This is a genomic window from Rathayibacter sp. Leaf248 (assembly GCF_920939495.1).
Classification (GTDB): Bacteria; Actinomycetota; Actinomycetes; order Actinomycetales; family Microbacteriaceae; genus Rathayibacter; species Rathayibacter caricis.
The window spans coordinates 670,459-694,718 of the sequence record NZ_CAKLAV010000001.1 but is presented as its reverse complement, the minus strand read 5'-3'; the positions used below and the strand labels follow the sequence as shown (position 1 = coordinate 694,718).

Below are 24,260 nucleotides of genomic sequence, written 5' to 3'. Positions count from 1 at the left end.
GGTTCTCTCCTGCTAGGCGGCGTGCTCGTCGACGAAGGCGCGGGCGGCGTCGAGGTCGTCGGGGGTCTTGACCGCGAGGGTCGGCAGCCCCTTGAGGCCGCGCTTGGCGAGGCCCACCAGGGCGCCGGCCGGGGCGAGCTCGATGAGGCCCGTGACTCCGGCCTCGGCGAACGCCGCCATGCACAGGTCCCAGCGCACCGGGGACGCGACCTGGCCCACGAGGAGGTCCAGGAAAGCCGGGCCGGACTCGACGACCGAGCCGTCGCGGTTGGTCCACAGCCGCAGGGTCGGGTCGGCCGGAGTGATGCCGGCGGCGACGTCGGCGAGCGAGTCGCGGGCGGGCGCCATGTAGCGGGTGTGGAACGCTCCGGCGACCTGGAGGGGGATGACGCGGGTGCCGGCGACCGGCTCGTCCTTCAGCGCCTGCAGGGCGTCGACGGCGCCGGCGACCACGATCTGCCCGCCGCCGTTGTAGTTGGCCGGCTCGAGGCCGAGCTCGTCGAGGCGGGCGAGGAGCGCCTGCTCGTCGCCGCCGAGGACGGCGCTCATCGCCGTCGGCTCGGCGGCTGCCGCCGCGGCCATGGCGCGGGCGCGCTCGCGGACGAAGACCAGGGCGTCGGCCTCGGAGAGGACTCCCGCTCCGGCGGCTGCGGTGATCTCGCCCACCGAGTGCCCGGCGATGCCGGCGATCCGGTCGCGGCGTCCGCCCTCGAGGAGGGCGGCGATGCTGACGAGTCCGGCGGAGACGATCAGCGGCTGGGCGACGGCCGTGTCGCGGATGGTGTCCGCGTCCGACTCGGTGCCGTGCGCCGCGAGGTCGATGCCGACGGCCTCGGAGTGGGCCGCCACCTGCTCGGCGACGGACGGGACGGCCAACCAGGGCGCGAGGAATCCGGGGGTCTGGGAGCCCTGACCCGGGGCGACGACGACGATCACGTGTCCAGTCTTCCGATCCGCGCCACACTGGGCGCCGCTTGTTCGTACGGAGAAACCACAAAGAGCTTGTGGCGGGTCTACAAGAAGCGGAGGTCAGCTGCGCGCGGGACGGCGGCGGACGGCTCCATCGGGGTCGCTCATCGACCCGAGGATGAGCGCCGACTGCAGGATGAGCGCCTCGCGGGCGCCCGTCGCGTCCCAGCCGATCACCTCGGCGACGCGCTTGAGCCGGTAGCGGACCGTGTTGGGGTGCACGAACAGCTCGCGGGCGGTGGCCTCGAGCGAGCGCCCGTTGTCGAGGTAGGCCCACAGCGTGGTGAGCAGCTCGGTCGAGTGCTTCTGCAGGGGCTTGTAGATCTGGGTGATGAGGCTCTGCCGGGCGAGCGGATCGCCGGCGAGGGCGCGCTCGGGCAGGAGGTCGTCGGCGCTGACCGGGCGCGGTGCGTTCCGCCAGGAGCGGGCGACCGCGAAGCCGGCGAGAGCGGCCCGGGCGCTGCGGGACGCCTCGACCAGCGTCGGGACCTCGTGGCCGAGCACCAGATGGCCGGTGCCGAAGCCGGGCTCGAGCGCCTCCGCGATCTCGAGGAACGCGACCGGGGGACCGGTCTCCTCCGTCGCGTTCTCGCTCGGCTCGGCGCGGCCGATCACCAGCACGAGGCGGCTGCCCTGCACTCCGATCAGCACGTCGGCGTCCATGTGCCGCGCGGTGCGCCGCAGCTGGTCGACGTCGAGCATCTTGGGCGCCGTGCCGACCAGGACCGCGACCTCGCCGTGCCCGTGCCAGCCGAGAGCGGCGATGCGGCTGGGCAGCTCGTCGTCGGCCTCTCCCGTGAGGATCGAGTCGACGACGAGGGCCTCGAGGCGCGCGTCCCAGAGTCCGCGCGCCTCGGCGGCGCGCGCGTAGACGTCGGCCGCCGCGAACGCGACCTCGCGGGAGTAGAGGAGGATCGCCTCGCGGAGGTCCTCGCTGCCGTTGCGCACCCGGTCCTCGACCACCTCGACGGTGACCTTGATCAGCTGCAGCGTCTGGGTCAGCGACACCGAGCGGAGCAGCTCTCGCGGGGCCGCGCCGAAGACGTCGGCCGCGATCCACGGGGTCGCCTGCGGATCGTCGAACCACGAGATGAACGACGTGATGCCGGCCTGGGCGACCAGGCCCACGGCCGACCGCCGACCCGGAGGCATCGCTCCGTACCAGGGGAGCGTGTCGTCGAGGCGCTTGATGGTCTGCGTCGCGAGTTCGCCGGCGATGGTGCGCAGCCACGCGAGGGTCTGCTCCTTGGTGCGCGCAGCGCCCGGCCGTGAGGCCGGGGCTGCGGGAGCAGACCCTCGCGTGGTCGACGACGACGACGCGTCGGAGGAGAGCACCGACTTGTCCGTCAGCTCTCGCCGCCCGCGTTGCCGGTGGTGCCGGCGTTCACGTCGTGCAGCCGGTACTTCTCGATCGCCTGGACCGACAGCGAGGGGTCGACCTCGCCGCGCTTGGCGAGCAGCTGCAGCGTGCGCACGACGACAGACGGGCCGTCGATCTTGAAGTGGCGACGAGCGGCCGCGCGGGTGTCCGAGAAGCCGAAGTCGTCCGCTCCGAGCGTCGCGAAGTCGCCCGGGATGAACTGGCGCAGCTGGTCGGGCACCTGGTGCGAGAAGTCGGAGACGGCGACGAAGGGTCCCTTCGCGTCGGCGAGCTTCTCGGTGACGTACGGAACCTGCTGAGCGTCCTCGGGGTGGAGGAAGTTGTGCTGCTCGGCCTTCATGCCGTCGCGGCGCAGCTCGTTCCACGAGGTGACCGACCAGACGTCGGCCGAGACGCCCCAGTCCTCCGCGAGGAGCTTCTGCGCCTCGATCGCCCACGGCACCGCGACGCCGCTGGCGAGCAGCTGCGCCTTGGGGCCGTCCCACTGGCCCCAGGACACGCGGTGGATGCCGCGGACGATGCCGTCCACATCCACGTCCTCGGGCTCGGCGGGCTGCACGATCGGCTCGTTGTACACCGTGAGGTAGTACATGACGTTCGGGTCAGAGTGCTTCCCGCCGTACATCCGCTCGAGACCGGACTGCACGATGTGCGCGATCTCGTAGCCGTACGCCGGGTCGTAGCTCACGACGGCCGGGTTGGTGGCCGCGAGGATCGGGGAGTGCCCGTCCGCGTGCTGCAGGCCCTCGCCGGTCAGCGTGGTGCGGCCGGCGGTCGCACCGATCATGAAGCCGCGGGCCATCATGTCGCCCGCCGCCCAGATCGCGTCGCCCGTGCGCTGGAACCCGAACATCGAGTAGAAGACGTAGACCGGGATGAGCGGCTCGCCCTGCGTCGAGTACGAGGTGCCGACCGCGGTGAACGCCGCCAGGGCGCCCGCCTCGTTGATGCCGACGTGCAGGATCTGACCCTGGGGGCTCTCCTTGTACGCCAGCAGCAGCTCGCGGTCGACGGAGGTGTAGTGCTGCCCGCGCGGGTTGTAGATCTTCGCGTTCGGGAAGAACGCGTCCATGCCGAAGGTGCGGGCCTCGTCCGGGATGATCGGGACGACGCGGTTGCCGAAGTCCTTCGAGCGGAGGATGTCCTTCAGGATGCGGACGAACGCCATGGTGGTGGCGATCTCCTGCGTCCCGGAGCCCTTCTTGCCGATCTTGTACGCGGAGTCGTCGGGGAGGTTGAGCTGCGTGTACTTCGAGCGGCGCTCGGGCAGGTAGCCGCCGAGCGCGCGACGACGCTCCTGCAGGTACTCGATCGCCTCGTCGTTCTGACCGGGGTGGTAGTACGGCGGGAGGTAGGGGTTCTCCTCGAGCTGCGCATCCGTGATCGGGATCCGCATGGTGTCGCGGAACCCCTTCAGGTTGTCGAGCGTCATCTTCTTCATCTGGTGGGTCGCGTTGCGGCCCTCGAAGCTGCGGCCGAGACCGTAGCCCTTGATGGTGTGGGCGAGGATGACGGTGGGCTGGCCCTTGTGCTCCGTCGCGGCCTTCATGGCCGCGTAGATCTTGCGGTAGTCGTGGCCGCCTCGGCGCAGACCCCAGATCTGCTCGTCGGAGTAGTCCTCGACCAGCTTCTTGGCACGCTCGTCGCGGCCGAAGAAGTTCTCGCGGACGTAGGCGCCGTCCTCCGTCTTGTAGGTCTGGAAGTCGCCGTCGGGCGTCTTGTTCATGAGGTCGAGCAGCGCGCCCTCGGTGTCGCGGGCGAGCAGGTCGTCCCACTCGCGGCCCCAGATGAGCTTGATGACGTTCCAGCCGGCGCCGCGGAAGTACGACTCGAGCTCCTGGACGATCTTGCCGTTGCCGCGGACGGGGCCGTCGAGGCGCTGGAGATTGCAGTTGACGATGAAGTTGAGGTTGTCGAGGCCGTCGTTCGCGGCGACCTGGAGCTGACCGCGCGACTCGACCTCGTCCATCTCGCCGTCGCCGAGGAACGCCCAGACCTGCTGGTCGGAGGCGTCCTTGATGCCGCGGTTGGTGAGGTACTTGTTGGCCTGGGCCTGGTAGATCGCGTTGATCGGCCCGAGGCCCATCGACACGGTCGGGAACTGCCAGAACTCCGGCATGAGGCGCGGGTGCGGGTAGCTCGAGAGCCCTCCGCCGCTGTGCGAGCGCTCCTGGCGGAAGCCGTCGAGCTGGTGCTCGGTCAGGCGTCCCTCGAGGTAGGCGCGGGCGTAGGGGCCGGGTGAGGCGTGACCCTGGATGAAGACCTGGTCGCCTCCTCCGGGGTGGTCCTGGCCGCGGAAGAAGTGGTTGAAGCCGACCTCGTAGAGCGACGCGCTCGACGCGTACGTCGAGATGTGGCCGCCGACGCCGATCCCGGGGCGCTGCGCGCGGTGCACGAGGATCGCGGCGTTCCACCGGATCCAGGCGCGGTAGCGGCGTTCGACGTCCTCGTCACCGGGGAACTCGGGCTCGTTCTCGGGCGCGATGGTGTTGATGTAGTCCGTGGTCGGCACCATCGGCACGCCGAGGTGCAGCTCCTTGGAGCGCTTCAGGAGGCTGAGCACGACGTCGCGTCCGCGACCCGCACCCCGCTCCTGCACGAGCGCGTCCAGCGACTCGTTCCACTCCGACGTTTCCTCGGGGTCCGAGTCCACGTGACCGACGGAATACGGGTCCTGATCGTTAACAGTCACCCTCGACCTCTCTCTGGGGGCAGATCGTGCCCGAGACATCATTCTCATGAAGCGGTGCGGATCCACGCGCGGGTGCTACGGATGACGAGCTGCGCGCAGGCACCTGGGCAAGCCTAGCGATTCCCGCCTACTGTGGCGATCCACGACGGAAGCGTTCAGCGGTCTGTGGGGTTCCACCATCCGGAGGGCCCTCCGCGGCCATCGGGGAGCCGGCTCCGATCGCCGGTTCGCCGATCCCCCTTGGTGGGGGCGCGAAGCGGGTCTAGCATTGCCCCTCGTGCTCGCGCGAATCTCGTGCGCACGGAAGGACATCGGACCGATGGCTCTCGAGAAGCTGACGCTCGCTCCCGACTTCGAACTCGCCAACCAGTACGGCGAGCGGATCCAGCTCGGCGACTTCCACGGGCGGCGCAACGTCGCCCTCGTCTTCTTCCCCCTCGCGTTCTCGGGTACCTGCACGGGGGAGTTCTGCGCTCTGCGCGAGAACCTGTCGCTCTTCGAGCACGCGGACGTCGAGGTGATCGGCATCTCCGTCGACTCCAAGCACACGCTGCGCGCCTGGGGCGAGAAGCAGGGCTACGACTTCACGCTCCTCTCGGACTTCTGGCCGCACGGCGACGTGGCGAAGCAGTACGGCGTCTTCGTCGAGAGCAAGGGCTACGCGACGCGCGCGACCTTCCTCATCGACCGGGAGGGCGTCATCCGCGACACCTTCATCACCGAGCCCGGCGAGGCGCGCTCGATCGACGCCTACCGCGCCGCGATCGAGGCCCTGCAGCCGGCGCACGCCTGACGCTTCTCGCGAGATGCCACTTCGGTACGGCTCCTGCGGCGTGTCGTGCACCGGAGTGGCATCTCGCGGAGACGCAGCCCGAGTGATCGGGTACCGGGTCAGTTCAGGATGTTGACCGCGCGGGCGATGACCAGCGCGAGCAGGACGAATCCGGTGACGCCCTCGACGGCCATCAGGAGCTTCGCCCGGCTCGAGAGCGGCATGGTGTCGGTCGGGCTGAACGCCATGGTGTTCGTCGTCGAGACATAGAGGTAGTCGACGAAGCCGGGCCGCCAGTCTGCGCGCTCGGAGGAGGTCGCCGAGACCTCCTGCACCGTGTCCCGGTAGCCGTCCTGCGGGAACGCGAAATCGGCGGCGGGCAGCCCGCTCCGCGGGAGGGTTCCGCGGGCGACGGGGCCGCCGCGGTCGAGCTCCCAGTAGAGCAGCGCGTAGGCGACCACGTTCGTCACCCAGACCTGCAGAGCGGTGAGCAGCAGGAGCGGCCCGTCCGTCGATCCGTCGACCAGCGCCGTGACCAGGGCGACGACGTTCACCTGGTTGGCGACGGCGAGGACGACCGCCAGCGAGATCGAGACGACGCGCGACCACTTCGTCTCGGTGTCGAGGCGGCGCGGGTTGACGACGAACAGCGGGACGAGGAGGACGAGGGTGAGCGCCGCCGCGGCCAGCCTGACCGCCGACGTGCGGTCGTCGTGGCCGACGACGTTGAGGGCGACGGCGACGAGGATGGCGGCGGAGGCGGGCCAGCGGCTCTCGGCGCGCCGCCTCGCCCGGTCACCGGGTGCGTCGGTCATGTGCCGAGGCTAGCGGCGCCCGACGGCCGGGGACGCGGGAGAGGGTGTCGTACGATGGGGACGCTCGTCGGCGGCCAGGCCGCGACGGGGGCCTTTAGCTCAGTTGGTAGAGCGCCACGTTTACACCGTGGATGTCATCGGTTCGAGCCCGGTAGGGCCCACTCCGGATCGCGCTCGGCGGGCCGCGCGGATCCGTTCTCAGCGCGTCTGGCGGCGCTTGTAGGGCTTGGGCTGGCCCTTGACGATCTGGGCGCGGCCGGTGCCCTTCGAGGCCTTCGCCTTGCCGCCGGCGGGGGGAGCCGCCTCGGGCTCGTCGCCCAGGGCCGCGAGCTCCGCTCGGGCGGAGGCGAGCCGTTCGCGTCCGGCCGCGGTGAGCACCGTGCGGGACGCGCCGGGCTCGAAGAGCGGACGCCCGAGGTCGAACTCGACGGCGGCGACGGAGGAGTCGAGCTTCTTCCGCGAGATGCCGAGCTTCTCGGCGGCGCGCACGAAGTGCAGCTCCTCGGCGACCGCCACGAAGTGGCGCAGCTGGCTGATCTTCATCCGGAACCCTTCGCGGCCGCGGGCACGGCCTCCTGAACCCTACGCGGTCGGGAAGGAGACGCCGACCCGTCGATCGCCGCCGATCCCTTCGCTCCGTGTTGTGTGAGAGCGCTCTCGCGTCTAGCCTGCGCTCGTGGGCGGAACCCGAACCCGCCCGCGGAGGAGGCCGACGTGGGCGCGCTCGTCTACAGCGGGATCGCCTCGGTCGACGGGTACACCCAGGACGAGGCCGGCGGCTTCACCTGGGCGGAGCCGCGTCCCGAGGTGCACCGCTTCATCAACGAGACCGAGGCGGAGGTGCGCACCTATCTCTACGGCCGGAGGATGTACGAGACCATGAGCGGCTGGGGCCCGGGATACGCCCTCGCCGAGCAGTTCGCCTTCATCCGCGACTTCCAGGAGATGTGGCGAGCGGCGGACAAGATCGTGTACTCGCGGACACTGGACGACGTCCGGACCGTGCGCACCCGGCTCGAGCGGCGCTTCGACCCCGAGGCGGTGCGCGAGCAGGTGGACGCGCTCGACCACGACGCCTCGATCGGAGGGGCCGACCTCGCCGCTCAGGCTCTGCGCGCCGGCATCGTGGACGAGATCCGCTGGTACGTGGTGCCCGTCGTGGTCGGAGGCGGGACGCGGTTCCTGCCGTCCGGGTTCCGCACGGCGCTCGATCTGCGCGAGCAGCGGCGCTTCAGCGACGGGACGCTCTTCCTCCGCTACGGCGTCCTGCGCTGAGGACGCGTCAGGCGCCGACGAGCTCGGCGATCCTGCTCGCGATCCGGGCACCCTGGGCGCGACCGGCCTCCGCCGAGGCGGCGCGCACCGCGGGGTCGAGCGAGTTGGGTCCGAAGGCCCGGATCGAGGCCTCGTCGGCGTAGACGACCTCGACCCGCGAGGACGCGAGGGCGTCGAGCTCGGCTGTCGGCACAGTGCCCACGCCGGGTGCGCCGATGCCGGGCAGCGGAGTGACGACGAGGACCCAGTCGGCTCCGGCGGCCAGGTCGGCGTTGCTCCCCGAGCGCACGCCTCCGTCCATGTAGCGCACGCCGTCGATCGTGACCGGCGGCCAGACGCCGGGGACGGCGCAGCTCGCGGCGATCGCGTCGACCAGCGGGACGCCGCTCGTGCGGTCGAAGACGACGAGGGCGCCGGTGGCGGTGTCGACGGCGGTGATGAGGAGGCGCCGATCGGGCCAGTCCGCGTCGGCGACGCGAGCGGCGATGACCTCGCGGCGCGACTCCTCCGACAGGGTCGACGTCGACAGGGCGAGCACGCCGATGCGACGGCGGGCGTCCTCGGGCGAGGTCGCGCCCTCGATCGCGGCGGCGAAGCTGGCCTGCAGGGCCTCCGAGTCGATGACGGCGCCGATCTCGGCCGACTCCTCGCGCAGCTGCGAGGCGTAGGCCTCGTCGAGGCCGACGGAGGTGCTCAGCTGGGCCGCGACGGCGGACCCCGCGGACGTGCCGAGGAACGTGGTCGAGGGGTCGAGCAGGAGCCGGGCGGCCTCGGGGGACGCGTCGGCGATTCCGCGCACGACGCCGAGCTCCCAGGCGATACCGGCCAGTCCGCCTCCGGCGAGGACGAGGGCACCAGGCATGGACGAGTTCCTTCCGCAGGGGGTCCGCGCCTGTGGTCCGGACGCGGTTCCTCCCACGCTGGCACACGGTCCTGGGCGTCGGCTCCCGCGTCCGGGGGGAGCGCTCAGGAGCGCTTGCGCTCGCGCACGATCGTCCAGACGTTCTGCCCGTCGACGCGGCGGTGCTCGAAGCTGGTCACGAGGGCCTGGATGAAGGGGATGCCGCGGCCGGCCTCCTCCCACTCGTCGGGCATGTCGCGGCGCTCGGCCACGTCGATGTCGGCCGCCTCGCCCGAGTCGCTCAGAACGGCGCGCATCTCGAGGTCGTCGACGCGGATCTCGACGCGGCAGACGACGGGCCGGGAGGAGCGCGCGTGCTGGACGACGTTCGACGTCACCTCGACGAGGGCTGTGGTGAAGGACATGCGGTCCCACGATCCCAGTCCCGGGCTCTCGGCCCAGAGCTCCTCGAGCGCCTCGTGGATCGCGGTCATGCCGTCGTCCGGGGGCGTGTGCAGGACGAAGGAGCGCTCAGGCACGGCGCGCACCGCCGGCACCGCGGACGACGTCCGCTCCGATGCGGGTGCGATGCTGCATGAGTCCTCCTGCGAGCGCGCGCGCCCTGCGGCCCGAGCGGCGGATCCGCGGGGGCGGTCCTGGACGGGCGGTCGTGCGACTCCGGTTCCGGCGCTCGTCGCCCGGGAAGTCGATCCGGGACGACGGTACAAGCAAACGGCCCGATCGGGCGACGGCGGGCCGCGCGGGAGACACCACGGCTCAGCCGCGGGAGGCGGCGATCGCGTCGGCAGCCAGGCGGGCGGAGGTCTCGCGGTCGCGGAGCCAGAGGGGCACCGAGCGCGTCCTCAGATCGGCCGCCTCGAGCGCGGAGACGGCTCCGGCATCCTCCTCGCCGACCAGCCACGCGTCGAGCAGCCCGCCCGTGGAGCGGGAGCCGTAGTGCAGGCCGACCGCCTCGGCCGAGGTCTCGACGCCGATCGCGGCGAGGCACGCGTCGGCCATCCCGCGCACCACGGCGCCGCCGATGACGGGGGACACCCCGACGACGGGGGCGGCGGTGGCGCGCAGGGCGTCGGCGATGCCCGGCACGCCGAGGATCGTGCCGATCGACACGACGGGGTTCGACGGTGCGACGAGCACCGCATCCGTGTCGGCGATCGCCTCGAGGACGCCGGGCGCGGGGCGCGCGGTCTCGACCCCCGTCTGCACGAAGCGGCTGGCGGGCACGGAGGCGCGCAGACGCACCCACCACTCCTCGAAGTGCAGCAGCCGGACGCCCTCACCGGGGATCTCGACCTCGACGTGCGTCTCGACGTCGTCGTCGGACATGGGGAGCAGGCGGACGCCGAGCGGCCAGCGCGCCGTGATCCGCTCGGTCGCCTCCGACAGGGTGAGACCGTCGCGCAGCATCGAGGTGCGGGCGATGTGCGTGCCGAGGTCGAGGTCTCCGAGGGTGAACCAGGGCCAGCCGACGCCGAACGCGGTGAGCTCGGCCGAGACCCGCTCCGACTCGCCGGCCCGGCCCCAGCCGCGCTCGGTGTCGTTCACTCCGCCCAGGGCGTAGGTGAGGGAGTCGAGATCGGGGCAGACCTTGAGGCCGGTGAGCCACATGTCGTCGCCCGTGTTCGCGACCACCGTGATCTCGGACGGGCCGCCACCCGCGGCCTCGAGGTCGCGGAGGTGCTCCCGCACGGCCGAGGTGAAGCGGGCTCCTCCGACGCCGCCGGCGAGGATCGTGATGCGCATCCGCCCACGGTACCGCCCTCGTCGAGCGGCGACGGAATCGGTGGAGCCGACTCCTTAATCCCACGGATTCCCACTCGAAACACGCGGGAAACGTCGGAGGACGACGATGAACCCCTGTCCACGGAGTCGGACGGGTCGTTGCCTTCGGGCGCTCGGCCCACCACAGTGGGACCACGGTCCCCCGACTCCGCATCCGCACGGTGCCGAGGCACCCGAGGAGTTCCGCCGTCGAAGCCCCGCTGGCGGATGGCCCCACTGTCATGGAGGTACCGATGACCATCGTCCGCGCAGCGATCACGCAGACCACCTGGACCGGCGACAAGGAGTCGATGCTCGACAAGCACGAGCAGATGGCCAGGGACGCCGCCGCCGACGGGGCGCAGATCGTCTGCTTCCAGGAGCTGTTCTACGGTCCGTACTTCGGCATCACGCAGGACAAGAAGTACTACCGCTACGCCGAGCCGGCCGACGGGCCGATCGTGCAGCGCTTCGCGGCGCTGGCGAAGGAGCTCGGGGTGGTGATGATCCTCCCGATCTACGAGGAGGAGCAGACCGGCGTCTACTACAACACCGCGGTGGTCGTCGACGCCGACGGCACGATCCTCGGGAAGTACCGCAAGCACCACATCCCGCACCTCGACCGGTTCTGGGAGAAGTTCTACTTCCGCCCGGGCAACCTCGGCTACCCGGTGTTCGACACCGCCGTCGGCAAGGTGGGCGTGCACATCTGCTACGACCGGCACTTCCCCGAGGGCTGGCGGGAGCTGGGCCTGAACGGGGCGCACATGGTCTTCAACCCCAACGCGACCAAGCCGGGGCTCTCCAACCGCCTGTGGGAGGTCGAGGGACCCGCTGCCGCCGTGGCGAACGGGTACTTCGTGCTGCAGCCCAACCGGGTGGGCCGCGAGGACAACGAGTACGGCGACCTCGCCGTCGACTTCTACGGCACGAGCCAGGTCATCGACCCGCGCGGCGAGTTCGTCGGCGAGCGCGGCTCCGGGGAGAGCGAGGAGATCCTCCTCCGGGACCTCGATCTCGACATGGTGCAGCAGATGCGCGACGACTGGCAGTTCTACCGCGACCGCCGGCCGGAGTCGTACACCAGCATCCCCAAGCCGTGACCGCGCGAACCATCCAGGAGCGACGATGAAGACCCTCATCACCAACGGCACGGTCGTGAACGCGGCCGGCACCGGCGCGGCCGACGTGCTGATCGACGGAGAGACGATCGCGGCGGTCCTCGCGCCCGGGTCGACTCTGCTCGGCTTCGATCTCGGGGCGAACGTCGACCGCGTGATCGACGCGACGGGGAAGTACGTGATCCCGGGCGGGATCGACGCGCACACGCACATGGAGATGCCCTTCGGCGGCACCTTCGCCTCGGACACCTTCGAGACGGGCACGCGGGCCGCCGCGTGGGGCGGCACGACCTCGATCGTGGACTTCGTGGTGCAGTACCCCGGCGAGAGCGTCGTCGAGCGGTATCAGGCGTGGCAGGCGAAGGCGGCGGGGGAGTGCGCGATCGACTACGGCTTCCACCAGATCCTGTCGGACGTGCAGGACTCGTCGCTGGTCGCGATGGACGAGCTGATGGACGAGGGGGTGACGAGCTTCAAGCTCTTCATGGCCTACAAGGGCGTGTTCCTGTCGGACGACGGGCAGATCCTCCGCGCGTTCCAGAAGGGCGCCTCCAACGGGGCGATGATGATGATGCACGCCGAGAACGGCGCGATCATCGACGAGCTCGTGAAGCAGTCCCTCGCGGCCGGGAACACGTCTCCGTACTTCCACGGCACGTCGCGTCCGTGGCAGGCGGAGGAGGAGGCCACGCACCGGGCGATCATGATCGCCGACCTCACCGGTGCACCCCTCTACGTCGTGCACGTGTCGGCGAAGCAGGCGGTCGAGCAGATCGCGCAGGCCCGCGACCGCGGCATGAACGTGTTCGGCGAGACCTGCCCGCAGTACCTGTACCTCTCGCTCGAGGAGCAGCTGGGCGCTCCCGGGTTCGAGGGCGCGAAGTGGGTGTGCTCCACGCCGCTGCGCTCGAAGGCGGAGGGGCACCAGCACCACATGTGGCAGTCGCTGCGTACGAACGACATCCAGATGGTGTCCACCGACCACTGCCCGTTCTGCATGAAGGGCCAGAAGGACATGGGCGTCGGGGACTTCTCGAAGATCCCCAACGGCATCGGCTCGGTGGAGCATCGGATGGACCTGATGTACCAGGGCGTCGTGTCCGGGCAGATCTCGCTCCCGCGCTGGGTCGAGCTGACGTCCACGACTCCGGCGCGGATGTTCGGGATGTACGGGAAGAAGGGCGTGATCCAGCCCGGCGCGGACGGCGACGTCGTCGTCTACGACCCGAACGGCCACACCTCGATCGGCATCGGCGAGGGGCGCAGTCACCACATGAACATGGACTACTCCGCGTGGGAGGGGTTCGAGATCGACGGGCACGTCGACACCGTGATCTCCCGCGGCAAGGTCGTCGTCGACGACGGGCAGTACGTCGGCACGAAGGGCGACGGCAAGTACATCAAGCGGGGGCTCTCGCAATATCTGATCTGACCTCTCCTCGTCCGACCGCAGCACAAAGGAACCCCATGGACTTCGGAGTCGTCCTCCAGACCAACCCGCCCGCCTCGCGCACCGTCGCCCTCGCCGTCCTGGCCGAGACCTACGGCTTCGACTACGCGTGGACGTTCGACTCGCACCTGCTCTGGCAGGAGCCCTACGTGATCTACTCGCAGATCCTCGAGAAGACGCACCGCATCACGGTCGGCCCGATGGTCACCAACCCGGCGACGCGCGACTGGACGGTCATCGCCTCCCTGCACGCGACGCTGAACGAGATGTACGGCAACCGCACCGTGTGCGGGATCGGCCGCGGCGACTCCGCGGTGCGCGTGACGGGCGGGGCGCCGACCACGCTCAAGACGCTGCGGGAGTCGATCCACGTCATCCGCGAGCTCGCCAACAGCCGCTCGGTCGAGTACAACGGCTCGACCCTGCAGTTCCCGTGGAGCCGCGGCTCCTCGCTCGAGATGTGGGTGGCCGCGTACGGCCCGCTCGCGCTGAAGCTGGCGGGCGAGGTCGGCGACGGCTTCATCCTGCAGCTGGCCGACGTCGACATCGCGCGCTGGATGATCACCACGGTCAAGGAGGCGGCCGCGAACGTGGGCCGCGACCCCGAGTCGCTGCAGTTCTGCATCGCCGCGCCGATGTACATCGGCACCGACCGCGCCCACATGTACGAGCAGTGCCGCTGGTTCGGCGGCATGGTCGGCAACCACGTCGCCGACATCGTCGGCCGCTACGGGAGCAGCGGCGCGGTGCCGCAGGCCCTCACCGACTACATCGCGGGGCGCGAGGGCTACGACTACAACGAGCACGGGCGGGCGGGAAACAGCCACACCTCGTTCGTGCCGGACGAGATCGTCGAGCGCTTCTGCGTGCTGGGCACGGCCGACGAGCACATCGCCAAGCTCGAGGCGCTCGCCGAGATCGGCGTCACGCAGTTCGCCGGCTACCTCCAGCACGACAACAAGGAGGAGACGCTGCGCGTCTACGGCGAGCGCGTGATCCCGGCTCTCGGCCCGCACATCACGGCCAAGGCATGAGGGCTCCGGCCGCGGCGCGCGGGATCCTGCTCGGCGCGGCCGGCCTGCTCCTGCTCGCTCTCGTCTGGGAGGCGTACAAGGCGCTCGGCCCCGAGACCGGCGTGGTCCTCGGAGGCGTCACCGTGCTGCCGCGCACCAGCGCGATCGCGATGCCGCACCTCTGGGAGATCGCGGCGCGCCTCGTCGAGCCGGTGACCGGAGCCCGCGGCGCTCCGGCGCTCTGGCTCGCTGTGCTGCAGGCGAGCGCCTTCTCGCTCGGGATCGCGGCCGTCGGCTGGGTCGTCGGGGTCGTCGTCGGGATGCTGCTCGCGCTGCTCATGCAGCGGTTCCGCACCGCGGAGTCGGCGGTGCTGCCCTGGATCGTGCTCAGCCAGACGGTGCCGCTCATCGCCATCGCACCCCTCGTGCGCCGCTGGGGCTCGCAGCTCGAGCTCGGCGCGTTCACCTGGGAGAACTGGATGTCGGTGGCGCTGATCGCCTCCTACCTCGCGTTCTTCCCCGTGTCGATCGGCGCGCTCCGCGGGCTCGGCTCGCCGGCCGCCCATCAGGTCGAGCTGATGCACGTTTACGGGGTGGGCTGGTGGAAGACGCTCGTGCGGCTGCGCCTGCCGGCGAGCGTGCCGTACCTGCTCCCCGCCCTGCGCCTCGGAGCGGTCAGCGCCGTCATCGGGACCGTGGTCGCCGAGGTCTCGATCGGCCTGCGCGGCGGCATCGGCCGCATGATCATCGAGTTCGCTTCCGCCGCCGGCGGAGACCCCGCCAAGCCCTGGGCGCCGATCCTGGGCGCGGTGCTCGTCGGCCTCGCGGCCGCCGGCGCCGTCGCGCTGATCGGGGTCGTCCTCCGTCCGTTCCGCAGAGGGGAGCAGCCCGCATGAGCGCTGCCGAGTCCGCCGTCGTCGTCGACGCCGTCACCAAGACGTTCAGCACGAAGAAGGGCGCGAGCGTCGTCGCGCTCGAGGACGTGTCGCTCGAGATCGCGGCGGGGGAGTTCGTCTCGCTGATCGGACCCTCCGGCTGCGGCAAGTCGACCCTGCTGCGACTGATCGCAGATCTCGACGAGCCCACGTCGGGAGCGATCTCCGTCTTCGGCAAGACCGCCCGGCGCGCGCGGCTCGACCAGGACTACGGCATCGCGTTCCAGCAGGCCGGGCTGCTGCCGTGGCGCAGCATCCGCGCGAACATCGCCCTGCCGCTCGAGCTGCACGGGGTGGGAGCGTCGGCCCGGCGCTCGCGGGTCGACGAGCTCCTCGCGCTGGTCGGGCTCGGCGACTTCGCCGACTCCTACCCCGACCAGCTCTCGGGAGGCATGCAGCAGCGCGTCGCCATCGCGCGTGCGCTCGCCGAGAGCCCGCGGCTGCTCCTGATGGACGAGCCCTTCGGAGCGCTGGACGAGATGACGCGCGAGCGGATGCAGACGGAGCTGCTGCGGATCCGCACCGAGACCGGAGCGGCCGTCGTCTTCGTCACCCACTCGATCCCGGAGGCGGTGTTCCTCTCGGACCGCGTCGTGGTGATGTCACCCCGCCCGGGGCGGATCCGCGACGTGCTCCCGGTGCGCCTGCCCGACGCCGCCTCGCGCGACGAGGGCGTGCGCGAGGACGAGTCGTTCTTCCGTGACGTCGGCGCCGTGCGCGAGCTCCTGCACGGCGAGGCCGCGGCGCTGCCGCGCGGGGTGGAGAACCGATGACGACTCCGGCGCTCGCGCGCACCGTCCTCGCGCCGCTGCTGCTCGGGCTCGCGGCCCTGATCCTGTGGCAGGTGGGCGTCACAGCGTTCGACGTGAAGCCGTTCGTGCTGCCGTCGCCGGTGTCGATCGGCGCGGAGTTCGCGCAGAACCTCGGCACGGTGGCGTCCGGCAGCCGTGTCACCGGAGGGAACGCGCTGATCGGCCTCGTCGTCGGAGCGGTCGTCGCGGTGGTCGTCGCGAGCCTGTCGGCGCTGCTGCGGGTCTTCGACGGCCTCGTCGCTCCGATCGTCGCGGCGGCCGCCGTGGTGCCGATCGTGGCGCTGGCGCCGGTGCTCTACACGATGTTCGGCGCGAGCGTCGAGACGGCGCGGCAGCTCGTCGCGGCACTCGCGGTCTTCGTGCCGGTCTACGTGAACACCCTGCGGGGGCTGCGGCAGGCGACTCCGGTGCACCGCGATCTGATGCGGGCGTACGCCGCGACGCCGTGGCAGAGCACCCTCGCGGTCACCCTCCCCGCCGCCGTTCCGTTCTTCTTCACGGGACTGCGCATCGCCTCCTCGCTCGCCGTCATCTCGGCGCTGGTCGCCGAGTACTTCGGCGGACCGGTCGGCGGGCTCGGCAAGTCGATCACGACGGCGGCCTCGGGCAGCGACTACGCGCTCGCCTACGCCTACGTGCTCGGCGCCGTGCTCGTCGGCCTCCTGTTCTACTGCGCCACCGCGGGGCTCGAGGCCTTCGCGCTCCGGCGCAGTCGCGCGCGCTGATCCCAGCCGCTCCCGGGCCCGCCCGGTGCTCCACCGTTCCACCCGGGTCCGCCCGGCGCTCCATCCGCACCACGGCACGTCGCTCCACAGCACCGCCCGCACGGGCACGTCCTGCACCACACCATCTGGAGGAACAGTGAACAGACGCACGCGCATCGCGACGACCACGACGGCGGGGCTCGCCGCCGTCGGTCTCGCGCTCACCGGATGCAGCGCATCCGGAACCGACGACGGCGGCTCGGGCGGAGGCTCGGGCGACCTCGCGCCGGTCACCCTGCAGCTGCAGTGGGTCGCACAGGCCCAGTTCGCCGGGTACTACGCCGCCCTCGACCAGGGCTACTACGAGGACGAGGGCCTGGACGTCACCATCGCCGAGGGCGGCGGCGACATCGTGCCGCAGGACGTCCTCGCCTCCGGAGACGCGGACTACGCGATCTCGTGGGTGCCGAAGGTGCTCGGCTCGATCGAGCAGGGCGCGGCGATCACCGATGTCGCGCAGATCTTCGAGCGCAGCGCCACCACGCAGATCTCGTTCAAGGACAAGGGCATCACCTCGCCCGCCGACCTGTCCGGCAAGACGGTCGGCAGCTGGGGCTACGGCAACGAGTGGGAGCTCTTCGCCGGCATGCAGCAGGACGGAGTGTCGCTCGAGGACATCTCGCTCGTGCAGCAGCAGTTCGACATGAACGGCTTCCTCGCCGGCGACATCGATGCGGCGCAGGCGATGACCTACAACGAGTACGCGCAGGTGCTCGAGAGCGTGAACCCGGAGACGGGCGAGCTGTACACGCCCGACGACCTGAACGTGATCAGCTGGAACGACGTCGGCACGGCGATGCTGCAGGACGCGATCTGGGCCGACGCCGAGAAGCTCGAGAGCGACGACGCATACGCGGAGCAGACCGTCGCGTTCGTGAAGGCCTCGATCAAGGGCTGGATCTACGCGAAGGACAACCCGGAGGAGGCGGCCGACATCGTCACCGCCGCCGGCTCGACGCTCGGCACGAGCCACCAGCTCTGGATGACCAACGAGGTCAACAAGCTGATCTGGCCCTCGACCGGAGGCATCGGCATGATCGACGAGGCCGCCTGGCAGCAGACGGTCGACATCGCCAAGGAGACGCAGAACGAGACCGGCGCGACCATCATCAGCGACGACCCGCCGGAGACGGCGTACTCGAACGAGTACGTCGAGAAGGCGCTGGCCGAGCTCGAGGAGGAGGGCGTCGACACGAGCGGCGCCGACTTCGAGCCGATCGAGGTGACGCTGCAGGAGGGCGGCGCCTGATCCGTGTTCCCCGGGCCGGGGCCGTCGTCCGCGACGGCTCCGGCCTTTCGTCGTGCGGCGGCCGTCGTCCTCGGCCGGTCCGTGACTTGAGGCTCTCCAGCCCGCTCGGCGCCGTCGCGCGTAAGATGGACCCTCGTGACTACTTTCCGAAAGACGCCGTTCACCGTGCACGTGCGCGATCTCATCGGCCGTCCGGGGGAGATGCGCGAGCACCGTCTCGCCATCGACGCTCCCGAGCAGTACGGCGAGGGGATCGTGGCGGTCCGACAGGGCGCGCCGATCGACCTCGACGTGCGCGTGGAGTCGGTGCACGAGGGGATCCTGGCCAGCGTCGAGGTGTCGGCGGAGGCCGTCGGTGAGTGCAGCCGGTGCCTCACCGACATCTCCCTGCCTGTCGATGTCGAGTTCCAGGAACTTTTCGCGTACTCTTCTGACGAAGCTTTCGACTATGAGGTTCACGACGACCACGTGGATCTTGAACCTCTGGTCAGGGATGCGGTGGTTTTGTCGCTGCCGTTCCAGCCGGTCTGCCGGCCGGATTGTCCGGGCCTCGACCCCGTCACGGGGGAGCGGCTGGCCGATTCCTCCGAGCGCGAACCGGATGCGCCGCACGACCCCAGGTGGGCCGCGCTCGCCGGGTTGAGCGAGACGGGGAACGGTGGGGCCGCAGCGCCCGGAGCTTCCGCAGACAGCGGTGCAGGCCGTCAGGCCGGCACCGAAACCGACTAGCCCCGACTCGGGACACACGTAGAGAAGAGAGAATCATGGCTGTTCCCAAGAGGAAGAAGTCCCGCGCGAACACCCACGCCCGTCGTTCGCAGTGGAAGGCCGAGGTCCCCACCCTGGTCAAGACCGTCGAGAACGGCAAGGTCGTCTACAGCCTCCCGCACCGCGCCAAGGTCGTCGAGGACTCCGCGGGCACCGCGCTGTTCCTCGAGTACAAGGGCCGCAAGGTCGCCGACGTCTGATCCGACTCCTCCGGCGGCCCGTCGCTCCGCGACGGACGTCGAGTGGTCCATGGTGAACCAGACCTCCGCATCACCCTCCAGCGACGACCGGTCGCGTCTGGAGGCCACGCTCGGCGTGAGCCTCGACGGTGAGCTCTTCGAGCTCGCCCTGACGCACCGGTCGTTCGCTTTCGAGCACGGCGGCATCCCGCACAACGAGCGCCTCGAGTTCCTCGGCGACTCGATCCTCGGGCAGGCCGTGACCGTCATGCTCTACACCGAGTACCCCGCCCTGAGCGAGGGCGACCTGGCCAAGCGCCGCGCGAGCCTCGTGTCGACGGTCGCGCTGGCCGAGATCGCCCGCGGCATCGGCCTGGGCGAGTTCCTCCGGCTCGGCCGCGGCGAGGAGCTGACCGGCGGTCGCGAGAAGGCGTCGATCCTCGCCGACACGGTCGAGGCGATCATCGGAGCCGTCTACCTCGGCACCGGCCCCGATGCCGCGCGCGACCTCGTGCTGCGCCTCATCGCTCCACTGCGTGCCGACCCGGGCCGCTTCGGCGTCTCGATGGATCCGAAGACGAGCCTGCAGGAGGCGGCCGCCGAGCACGGCGCTCCCGCTCCCCGCTACGAGATCGCCGCGACCGGCCCCGACCACAACAAGGTCTTCGTGGCGACGGTGATCGTCGGTGGTCTGGTGACCGCCCGCGGTGAGGGGACCAGCAAGAAGGCGGCCGAGATGGCCGCGGCGCTGGACGCCTGGACGCGCCTGGCCGCGCTGCCGCCCGCCTCCGGAGCCTGACGTGCCCGAGCTGCCCGAGGTCGAGGTGGTGCGCGCCGGCCTCGCCCCGGCCGTCACGGGATCGCTCGTGACCGGTGTCGAGATCGTCGACGAGCGTTCGCTGAAGCGGCACGTGCATCCGCACGGCACGTTCGAGCGGCTGCTGGTCGGGCGCCGGCTCGCGGGCGCCGTGCGCCGCGGGAAGTTCCTCTGGATGCCCGCGGGCCGCGACGAGGCGCTGCTGGTGCACCTCGGGATGAGCGGGCAGGTGCTGCTGCGCGCCGCGGACGCGCCGCCCGCCAGGCTGACGCGCATCCGGATCGGGATCGAACACCCCGAGCACGGGGAGCTCGCGCTCCACTTCGTGGATCAGCGGATCTTCGGCTCGATGGCGATCGACACGCTCGAGCCCACACCGGACGGGGCTCCGGGCGGCTACTCGGGCGACGGGCCCCTCGGCGACTGGGCCGCGCGCGTCCCCTCGCAAGTGGCGCACATCGCGCGTGATCCGCTCGACCCCTTCTTCGACCTGCCCGCCATCGTGACGGCGCTCGGGCGCCGGAACAGCGGGATCAAGCGGGCGCTGCTCGATCAGACCCTCGTCAGCGGCATCGGCAACATCTACGCGGACGAGTCGCTGTGGGCGGCGGAGCTGCATCCGGAGCGCTCGAGCGCATCGCTGAGCGAGCCGCGCATCCGCCGGTTGTTCGCGGAGGTGCGCTCGGTGCTCGAGCGCGCGCTGGCCGAGGGCGGCACGAGCTTCGACGCGCAGTACGTGAACGTGAACGGGGCGTCGGGGTACTTCTCGCACAGCCTGAACGCCTACGGGCAGACCGGGAAGCCGTGCCCGCGCTGCGGCGAGGCGATCGTGCGGGTGCCGTTCATGAACCGCTCCTCGCACCTGTGCCCGCACTGCCAGCTGCTGCCGCGGGTGGCGTAGGAGCGGAACGTCTGCTGCGAGAGGGGCACAGGCCCTGACAGCAGACAGACCGCTCTCTGAGCTGAGCTTGTGCGGGGAGTGTCAGGCCGCGGCCTTCTCGGGCGCCGGAGCGTGCTTCGCGTGCGCGACGAGGTGGCCGAAGAGCGAGGCGATCAGGGTGATCGCGGCCGCGATCGCGAGGCCGAGCCAGAGGCCGACGTTCAGGGCGAGGGCACCGACTCCGGCACCGGCTCCGATCAGCACGACGGCCGCGAGGCGGCGGAACCAGGGCTGGCCCTTGCCGCTGCCGAGCCACGAGTCCGCGGCGAGGCCGGTGATGGTCGACGTGACGACGACGGTGGTGACGTCCTTCACGGCGATGTGGCGGGCGGTCGCCGCCTGCAGACCCATGGCGAGGCCGAGGATCCCGGTGACGGTGAGCGCGAGCGGCTCCGGGTGCTCGGGGACGACGCCGAGGACGATCGCGAGGACGGCCATCAGCAGTCCGACGACGGTGAAGAGCCAGGTGGAGCGGGTGGTCCAGCCCGTCTTCACGGGGCGCAGCACGCGGCCGCCGAGCGCGGCGCCGAGCATGAAGCCGACGAGCGCGATGATCGGGCCGACGACGGGCAGGTCGTCGGCTCCCGCGAGGGCCATGCCGAGGATCACGACGTTGCCGGTCATGTTGCCGGTGAAGACGCGGTCGAGGCCGAGGTAGCCGACGGCGTCGATGATGCCGGTCGAGAAGGTCAAGGCGAGCATGAGGCCGAGGTGGACGTTGTCGGTGCGCGTGCGCAGGCGTCGGAACACGGGGGTCCTGTCGTCGGAGGGAGGGGGAGGCGCCCGCGAGACGCCACGTCGGCACGCTCGCACCGGCGTCTCTCGTGCGGGAGTGCCGTCTCGCGGGGTGGAGCAGGGGCTGAGCTCCGCCGATCCTGCCACGGATGCGCGCGAAGAGACGAAACACGGCTTCGGTACTGTCGGACGGTCGCGGGAGGCTCCCGCGCGGGAAGGCGGGCGGCGCATGCGGTTGGCGGAGTGGGCGGTGCAGCCCGGTGAGTCGATCCCGGAGGGCGTGGAGTACCTGCCCGCGAGCCCCCACTCGGTGCTCTGGGGGCGGCTGCCCTGCGCGAGCGACCGCGCAGTGCTGAGCATCGACTCCGGTACCGAGGTCGTCATCGACACCCTCAGCCACGAGGGCGTGCTGGAGGATCAGGGCCGCGATCCGGTCGCGTTCTTCGGTCGGCACGGCGTCGCTCCCGAGGGCGTGCTGCGCGACGCGATCGAGCTCGCCGCCTCCGGTCCGTTCCGCGACGCGGAGGTCGACGGTCCGCACGTCGTCACGGGTCCCATCGCCGTCCGGGGCGCGCGGCCCGGCGACCTGCTGCGGATGACCCTCCTCGAGGCCGAGCCGCGGGTGCCGTACGGAGTGATCTCGAATCGGCACGGGCGCGGCGCGCTGCCGGGGGAGTACCCGCTCGCGGCGGGGCCCTTCAGCGCCTTCGCGCACGTCGAGGACGCAGCGGACGGCGTCCGCCGCGGAGTGCTGCCGCTGGTACCGGGAGGCGAGCGCTCGGCGCGCTTCGAGCTGCACCCGTTCCTCGGGATCCTGGGCGTCGCGGTCGCGGGCGACGAGCGCCCCCACTCCGTGCCGCCCGGCCCGCACGGCGGCAACATCGACATCTCGCTGCTCACCGCAGGGACGAGCCTCTACCTGCCGGTGCAGGTGCCGGAGGCACTCGCGTACGTCGGCGACCCGCACTTCGCGCAGGGCGACGGCGAGGTCGCGCTGACGGCGATGGAGGCGAGTCTCCGCGTCCGGGTCCGGTTCGAGGTGGTGCGGCGCGCCGACGCGCTCGAGGCGTTCGGCGAGCTCGTCGGGCCGCTGGGCGAGACGAGCGAGTTCCTGGTGCCCACCGGGATGGACGCCGACCTCGACATCGCCGTGCAGAACTGCGTGCGCGCGGCCATCGCGCTGCTGCAGGCGCGCTACGGGATGGACGCGAGCCTCGCCTACGCGTATCTCAGCGCCGCGACCGACTTCAACATCTCGCAGGTCGTCGACCTCGTGAAGGGCGTGCACGCCCGCGTGCGGACGGCGGACTTCGATGTCTGACCCGCGCGTGACCTCGCTCGAGGGCGAGCTGCCGGACGGCCTCGTCGACGCGGTCCTCGCCTACGAGGCAGCGCTCGCGGCCGACGACGTGCCGGCGCTGGCGGACGCGTTCGTCCGCGCGCCGACGACGCTCCGGGGCGACGCGTCGGGGCTGCTGGTCGGCCACGACGCGATCACCGGCTTCCGCGGACGGCGCGGCGGGACTCCTCCGCGCGGCCTGGCCGAGCTGCACGTGCGGGCGGTGGACGCCGGCACCGCGCTGGTCGTCACAGTGAACACGCCGTCCCGCGGCGGGCGCGGTCTCGTCACGCAGCTGTGGTCGCTCGACGAGGGCGTCTGGCGGGTGCGCGCCGCGCAGGTGCAGGCGCCCGCGCCGGCCCTGGATGCGCGGGTCTGGCGGGTCGTCGGCGCGCCGCTGGTGCCTCCGACCGGCTCGGGCGAGCTGGACGGGCTCGAGATCGCGGTCAAGGACCTCTTCGCGATCGAGGGGCAGCGGATCGGCGCCGGCGTGCCCGCGCGCCTCGCCGAGGCCGCCATCGAGACCGGGACGGCTCCGGCCGTGGCGGACCTGCTCGAGGCGGGGGCGGCCGTCCGCGGTCTCGCGCAGACGGACGAGTTCGCGTACAGCATCGCGGGTCGCAACTCCGGCTACGGGACGCCGCCGAATCCGGCCGTGCCGGGCGCGATCCCCGGCGGCTCCTCGAGCGGACCGGCGACCGCCGTCTCGCTCGGGCAGGCCTCCGTCGGGCTCGCGACCGACACGGCGGGCTCGATCCGCGTGCCCGCCTCGTACCAAGGGCTCTGGGGACTGCGGACGACGCACGGCGCCGTGCCCGTGGCGGGGCTGCTGCCGCTGGCGCCGAGCTTCGACACCGTCGGCTGGCTGACGCGGGACGTCCTGACTCTGCAGCGCGTCGCGCGGGTCGGGCTCGCGCGAGCCGAGCAGCACGCTCCGGGCCGCGGAGTCGTCACGGCGCCGGGCCTGCTCGCGGCGGCCGATCCGGCGGTGCAGGAGGCGTTCGCGCGCCGCGTCGAGGCGCTGGTCGCCGACGGCGCGCTCGAGGAGCCCGAGAGCGTCGTCCTGCCGCCCGTGGCCGAGATGTTCGCCGACTTCCGCACCGTGCAGGCGGCGGAGGCGTGGGCCGCCGACGGCGAGTGGGTCTCGGCGCATCCGGGTGCCCTGGCTCCGGACGTGCAGGGGCGTTTCGATGCGGCGTCCCGGCTGGACGAGGCGACGGTCGCCGCCGCCCGGGAGCGCCTCGCCGTTCACCGCGCCGCCCTCGACGCGGCTCTCGGTGACCGGGTGCTGCTCCTCCCGTCCGCCTCCTCGCCCGCCCCCCCGCTGGACGCCTCGGCGGAGCGGATCGACGCGGTGCGCACCGCGACGCTGAGCATGACCTGCGTCGCGGGGATCGGCGGCTACCCGGCTCTGTCGGCGCCGCTGCTCTGGGTCGACGGCGCTCCGGTGGGACTGTGCCTGGTCGGACCGCGCGGCGCGGACCTCGCCCTCCTCGAGAGGGCGGCCGCGTTCGGCTCCCCGAAACACGGGTGAAACGTCTGTTCCGTAGAATGACCGATTGAAACAGGTCTTCCGCCTGCGTTCCCCGTCCGTGAAGAGGTGGTTCCCAT

At 71.4% G+C, this 24,260-nt stretch carries 24 protein-coding genes and 1 tRNA gene; 16 read left to right on the top strand and 9 right to left on the bottom strand.

All coding sequences use genetic code 11. The features are described from left to right. Positions 1-12: 12 nt before the first annotated feature. The 3 genes from LRG51_RS03540 to aceE all read right to left on the bottom strand — a co-directional run bounded on the left by LRG51_RS03540 (position 13) and on the right by aceE (position 5,042). The gene (locus LRG51_RS03540; RefSeq protein ID WP_230671214.1) at positions 13-936 is read right to left on the bottom strand and encodes an ACP S-malonyltransferase; all 924 of its coding nucleotides are present in this window, start codon (positions 934-936) and stop codon (positions 13-15) included. Between the two features lie 93 nt (positions 937-1,029). After that, positions 1,030-2,196, bottom strand: coding sequence for a PucR family transcriptional regulator (locus LRG51_RS03535; RefSeq protein ID WP_055793208.1), 1,167 nt, complete (start codon positions 2,194-2,196; stop codon positions 1,030-1,032). Between the two features lie 119 nt (positions 2,197-2,315). Beyond that, positions 2,316-5,042 (bottom strand): pyruvate dehydrogenase (acetyl-transferring), homodimeric type, encoded by a 2,727-nt coding sequence (gene aceE / locus LRG51_RS03530; protein ID WP_055792750.1) that lies wholly within the window; start codon positions 5,040-5,042, stop codon positions 2,316-2,318. Between the two features lie 319 nt (positions 5,043-5,361). Here aceE and LRG51_RS03525 point away from each other — a divergent pair, with 319 nt between their 5' ends. Further along, positions 5,362-5,835 carry a peroxiredoxin gene (locus LRG51_RS03525; protein WP_077222641.1) on the top strand — a complete coding sequence of 158 codons (474 nt, stop codon included), beginning with the start codon at positions 5,362-5,364 and terminating at the stop codon, positions 5,833-5,835. Positions 5,836-5,933: 98 nt separating this feature from the next. Here the strand turns inward: LRG51_RS03525 and LRG51_RS03520 are convergent, their stop codons facing one another. Continuing rightward, positions 5,934-6,629: a hypothetical protein gene (locus LRG51_RS03520; RefSeq protein WP_230671213.1), complete on the bottom strand. Its 696-nt coding sequence runs from the start codon at positions 6,627-6,629 to the stop codon at positions 5,934-5,936. Between the two features lie 88 nt (positions 6,630-6,717). On the opposite strand from LRG51_RS03520, the gene LRG51_RS03515 reads away from it, so the two are divergent. Further along, positions 6,718-6,790, top strand: a tRNA-Val gene (locus tag LRG51_RS03515). Between the two features lie 37 nt (positions 6,791-6,827). Here the strand turns inward: LRG51_RS03515 and LRG51_RS03510 are convergent. Continuing rightward, positions 6,828-7,172: a helix-turn-helix domain-containing protein gene (locus LRG51_RS03510; RefSeq protein ID WP_230671212.1), complete on the bottom strand. Its 345-nt coding sequence runs from the start codon at positions 7,170-7,172 to the stop codon at positions 6,828-6,830. A 171-nt stretch (positions 7,173-7,343) separates the two neighbouring features. Here LRG51_RS03510 and LRG51_RS03505 point away from each other — a divergent pair, with 171 nt between their 5' ends. Continuing rightward, on the top strand, positions 7,344-7,904 hold the full coding sequence (locus LRG51_RS03505) for a dihydrofolate reductase family protein (protein ID WP_230671211.1): 561 nt from the start codon (positions 7,344-7,346) through the stop codon (positions 7,902-7,904). Positions 7,905-7,911: 7 nt separating this feature from the next. Here LRG51_RS03505 and LRG51_RS03500 read toward each other — a convergent pair whose 3' ends face one another. The 3 genes from LRG51_RS03500 to cofD all read right to left on the bottom strand — a co-directional run bounded on the left by LRG51_RS03500 (position 7,912) and on the right by cofD (position 10,509). Continuing rightward, entirely contained in the window at positions 7,912-8,766 is an 855-nt protein-coding gene (locus LRG51_RS03500) for a patatin-like phospholipase family protein (protein WP_230671210.1), read from the bottom strand. 104 nt (positions 8,767-8,870) lie between these two features. Then, complete coding sequence (locus tag LRG51_RS03495; protein ID WP_157603168.1) at positions 8,871-9,284, bottom strand: ATP-binding protein; 414 nt, start codon at positions 9,282-9,284, stop codon at positions 8,871-8,873. A 238-nt stretch (positions 9,285-9,522) separates the two neighbouring features. Continuing rightward, complete coding sequence (cofD, locus tag LRG51_RS03490) at positions 9,523-10,509, bottom strand: 2-phospho-L-lactate transferase (protein WP_230671208.1); 987 nt, start codon at positions 10,507-10,509, stop codon at positions 9,523-9,525. Between the two features lie 272 nt (positions 10,510-10,781). Here cofD and LRG51_RS03485 point away from each other — a divergent pair, with 272 nt between their 5' ends. From LRG51_RS03485 to mutM, 11 genes are all read left to right on the top strand, one after another. Continuing rightward, entirely contained in the window at positions 10,782-11,630 is an 849-nt protein-coding gene (locus LRG51_RS03485) for a nitrilase-related carbon-nitrogen hydrolase (RefSeq protein ID WP_055792728.1), read from the top strand. A 25-nt stretch (positions 11,631-11,655) separates the two neighbouring features. Next, positions 11,656-13,080, top strand: coding sequence for a dihydropyrimidinase (hydA, locus tag LRG51_RS03480; RefSeq protein ID WP_230671206.1), 1,425 nt, complete (start codon positions 11,656-11,658; stop codon positions 13,078-13,080). Between the two features lie 35 nt (positions 13,081-13,115). Further along, on the top strand, positions 13,116-14,132 hold the full coding sequence (locus LRG51_RS03475) for a TIGR03842 family LLM class F420-dependent oxidoreductase (RefSeq protein ID WP_055792722.1): 1,017 nt from the start codon (positions 13,116-13,118) through the stop codon (positions 14,130-14,132). Next, positions 14,129-15,007: an ABC transporter permease gene (locus tag LRG51_RS03470; RefSeq protein WP_230671204.1), complete on the top strand. Its 879-nt coding sequence runs from the start codon at positions 14,129-14,131 to the stop codon at positions 15,005-15,007. Before LRG51_RS03475 ends, LRG51_RS03470 begins: the two co-directional genes overlap by 4 nt. After that, complete coding sequence (locus LRG51_RS03465; protein ID WP_230671202.1) at positions 15,004-15,819, top strand: ABC transporter ATP-binding protein; 816 nt, start codon at positions 15,004-15,006, stop codon at positions 15,817-15,819. Before LRG51_RS03470 ends, LRG51_RS03465 begins: the two co-directional genes overlap by 4 nt. Then, positions 15,816-16,583 (top strand): ABC transporter permease, encoded by a 768-nt coding sequence (locus tag LRG51_RS03460; RefSeq protein WP_230671200.1) that lies wholly within the window; start codon positions 15,816-15,818, stop codon positions 16,581-16,583. The genes LRG51_RS03465 and LRG51_RS03460 overlap by 4 nt, the downstream gene beginning before the upstream one ends. Positions 16,584-16,719: 136 nt before the next feature. Then, positions 16,720-17,871: an ABC transporter substrate-binding protein gene (locus LRG51_RS03455; RefSeq protein WP_230671198.1), complete on the top strand. Its 1,152-nt coding sequence runs from the start codon at positions 16,720-16,722 to the stop codon at positions 17,869-17,871. Positions 17,872-18,006: 135 nt separating this feature from the next. Then, on the top strand, positions 18,007-18,600 hold the full coding sequence (locus LRG51_RS03450) for a YceD family protein (RefSeq protein WP_230671196.1): 594 nt from the start codon (positions 18,007-18,009) through the stop codon (positions 18,598-18,600). 35 nt (positions 18,601-18,635) lie between these two features. Then, a complete protein-coding gene (gene rpmF, locus LRG51_RS03445) occupies positions 18,636-18,839 on the top strand; it encodes a 50S ribosomal protein L32 (RefSeq protein ID WP_055792711.1) in 204 nt (67 codons plus the stop codon). Between the two features lie 49 nt (positions 18,840-18,888). Next, on the top strand, positions 18,889-19,617 hold the full coding sequence (gene rnc / locus LRG51_RS03440) for a ribonuclease III (protein WP_055792708.1): 729 nt from the start codon (positions 18,889-18,891) through the stop codon (positions 19,615-19,617). A gap of 1 nt (position 19,618) precedes the next feature. Next, on the top strand, positions 19,619-20,536 hold the full coding sequence (mutM, locus tag LRG51_RS03435) for a bifunctional DNA-formamidopyrimidine glycosylase/DNA-(apurinic or apyrimidinic site) lyase (protein ID WP_230671194.1): 918 nt from the start codon (positions 19,619-19,621) through the stop codon (positions 20,534-20,536). Between the two features lie 81 nt (positions 20,537-20,617). Here mutM and LRG51_RS03430 read toward each other — a convergent pair whose 3' ends face one another. Then, positions 20,618-21,325 (bottom strand): YoaK family protein, encoded by a 708-nt coding sequence (locus LRG51_RS03430; RefSeq protein ID WP_329958719.1) that lies wholly within the window; start codon positions 21,323-21,325, stop codon positions 20,618-20,620. Between the two features lie 214 nt (positions 21,326-21,539). Between LRG51_RS03430 and LRG51_RS03425 the strand changes: the two genes are divergently transcribed. Continuing rightward, positions 21,540-22,631: an acetamidase/formamidase family protein gene (locus LRG51_RS03425; RefSeq protein ID WP_230671192.1), complete on the top strand. Its 1,092-nt coding sequence runs from the start codon at positions 21,540-21,542 to the stop codon at positions 22,629-22,631. Further along, on the top strand, positions 22,624-24,183 hold the full coding sequence (locus LRG51_RS03420) for an AtzH-like domain-containing protein (protein WP_230671190.1): 1,560 nt from the start codon (positions 22,624-22,626) through the stop codon (positions 24,181-24,183). Before LRG51_RS03425 ends, LRG51_RS03420 begins: the two co-directional genes overlap by 8 nt. The last annotated feature ends 77 nt before the right edge of the window (positions 24,184-24,260 follow it).

Coding starts and splice junctions, on each gene's coding strand:
- LRG51_RS03475 (WP_055792722.1), top strand. CDS start 13,116: ATGGACTTCGGAGTCGTCCTCCAGACCAACCCGCCCGCCTCGCGCACC.
- LRG51_RS03500 (WP_230671210.1), bottom strand. CDS start 8,766: ATGCCTGGTGCCCTCGTCCTCGCCGGAGGCGGACTGGCCGGTATCGCC.
- LRG51_RS03470 (WP_230671204.1), top strand. CDS start 14,129: ATGAGGGCTCCGGCCGCGGCGCGCGGGATCCTGCTCGGCGCGGCCGGC.
- rnc (WP_055792708.1), top strand. CDS start 18,889: ATGGTGAACCAGACCTCCGCATCACCCTCCAGCGACGACCGGTCGCGT.
- rpmF (WP_055792711.1), top strand. CDS start 18,636: ATGGCTGTTCCCAAGAGGAAGAAGTCCCGCGCGAACACCCACGCCCGT.
- LRG51_RS03460 (WP_230671200.1), top strand. CDS start 15,816: ATGACGACTCCGGCGCTCGCGCGCACCGTCCTCGCGCCGCTGCTGCTC.
- LRG51_RS03520 (WP_230671213.1), bottom strand. CDS start 6,629: ATGACCGACGCACCCGGTGACCGGGCGAGGCGGCGCGCCGAGAGCCGC.
- LRG51_RS03525 (WP_077222641.1), top strand. CDS start 5,362: ATGGCTCTCGAGAAGCTGACGCTCGCTCCCGACTTCGAACTCGCCAAC.
- LRG51_RS03485 (WP_055792728.1), top strand. CDS start 10,782: ATGACCATCGTCCGCGCAGCGATCACGCAGACCACCTGGACCGGCGAC.
- LRG51_RS03510 (WP_230671212.1), bottom strand. CDS start 7,172: ATGAAGATCAGCCAGCTGCGCCACTTCGTGGCGGTCGCCGAGGAGCTG.
- LRG51_RS03420 (WP_230671190.1), top strand. CDS start 22,624: ATGTCTGACCCGCGCGTGACCTCGCTCGAGGGCGAGCTGCCGGACGGC.
- hydA (WP_230671206.1), top strand. CDS start 11,656: ATGAAGACCCTCATCACCAACGGCACGGTCGTGAACGCGGCCGGCACC.
- LRG51_RS03465 (WP_230671202.1), top strand. CDS start 15,004: ATGAGCGCTGCCGAGTCCGCCGTCGTCGTCGACGCCGTCACCAAGACG.
- cofD (WP_230671208.1), bottom strand. CDS start 10,509: ATGCGCATCACGATCCTCGCCGGCGGCGTCGGAGGAGCCCGCTTCACC.
- LRG51_RS03425 (WP_230671192.1), top strand. CDS start 21,540: ATGCGGTTGGCGGAGTGGGCGGTGCAGCCCGGTGAGTCGATCCCGGAG.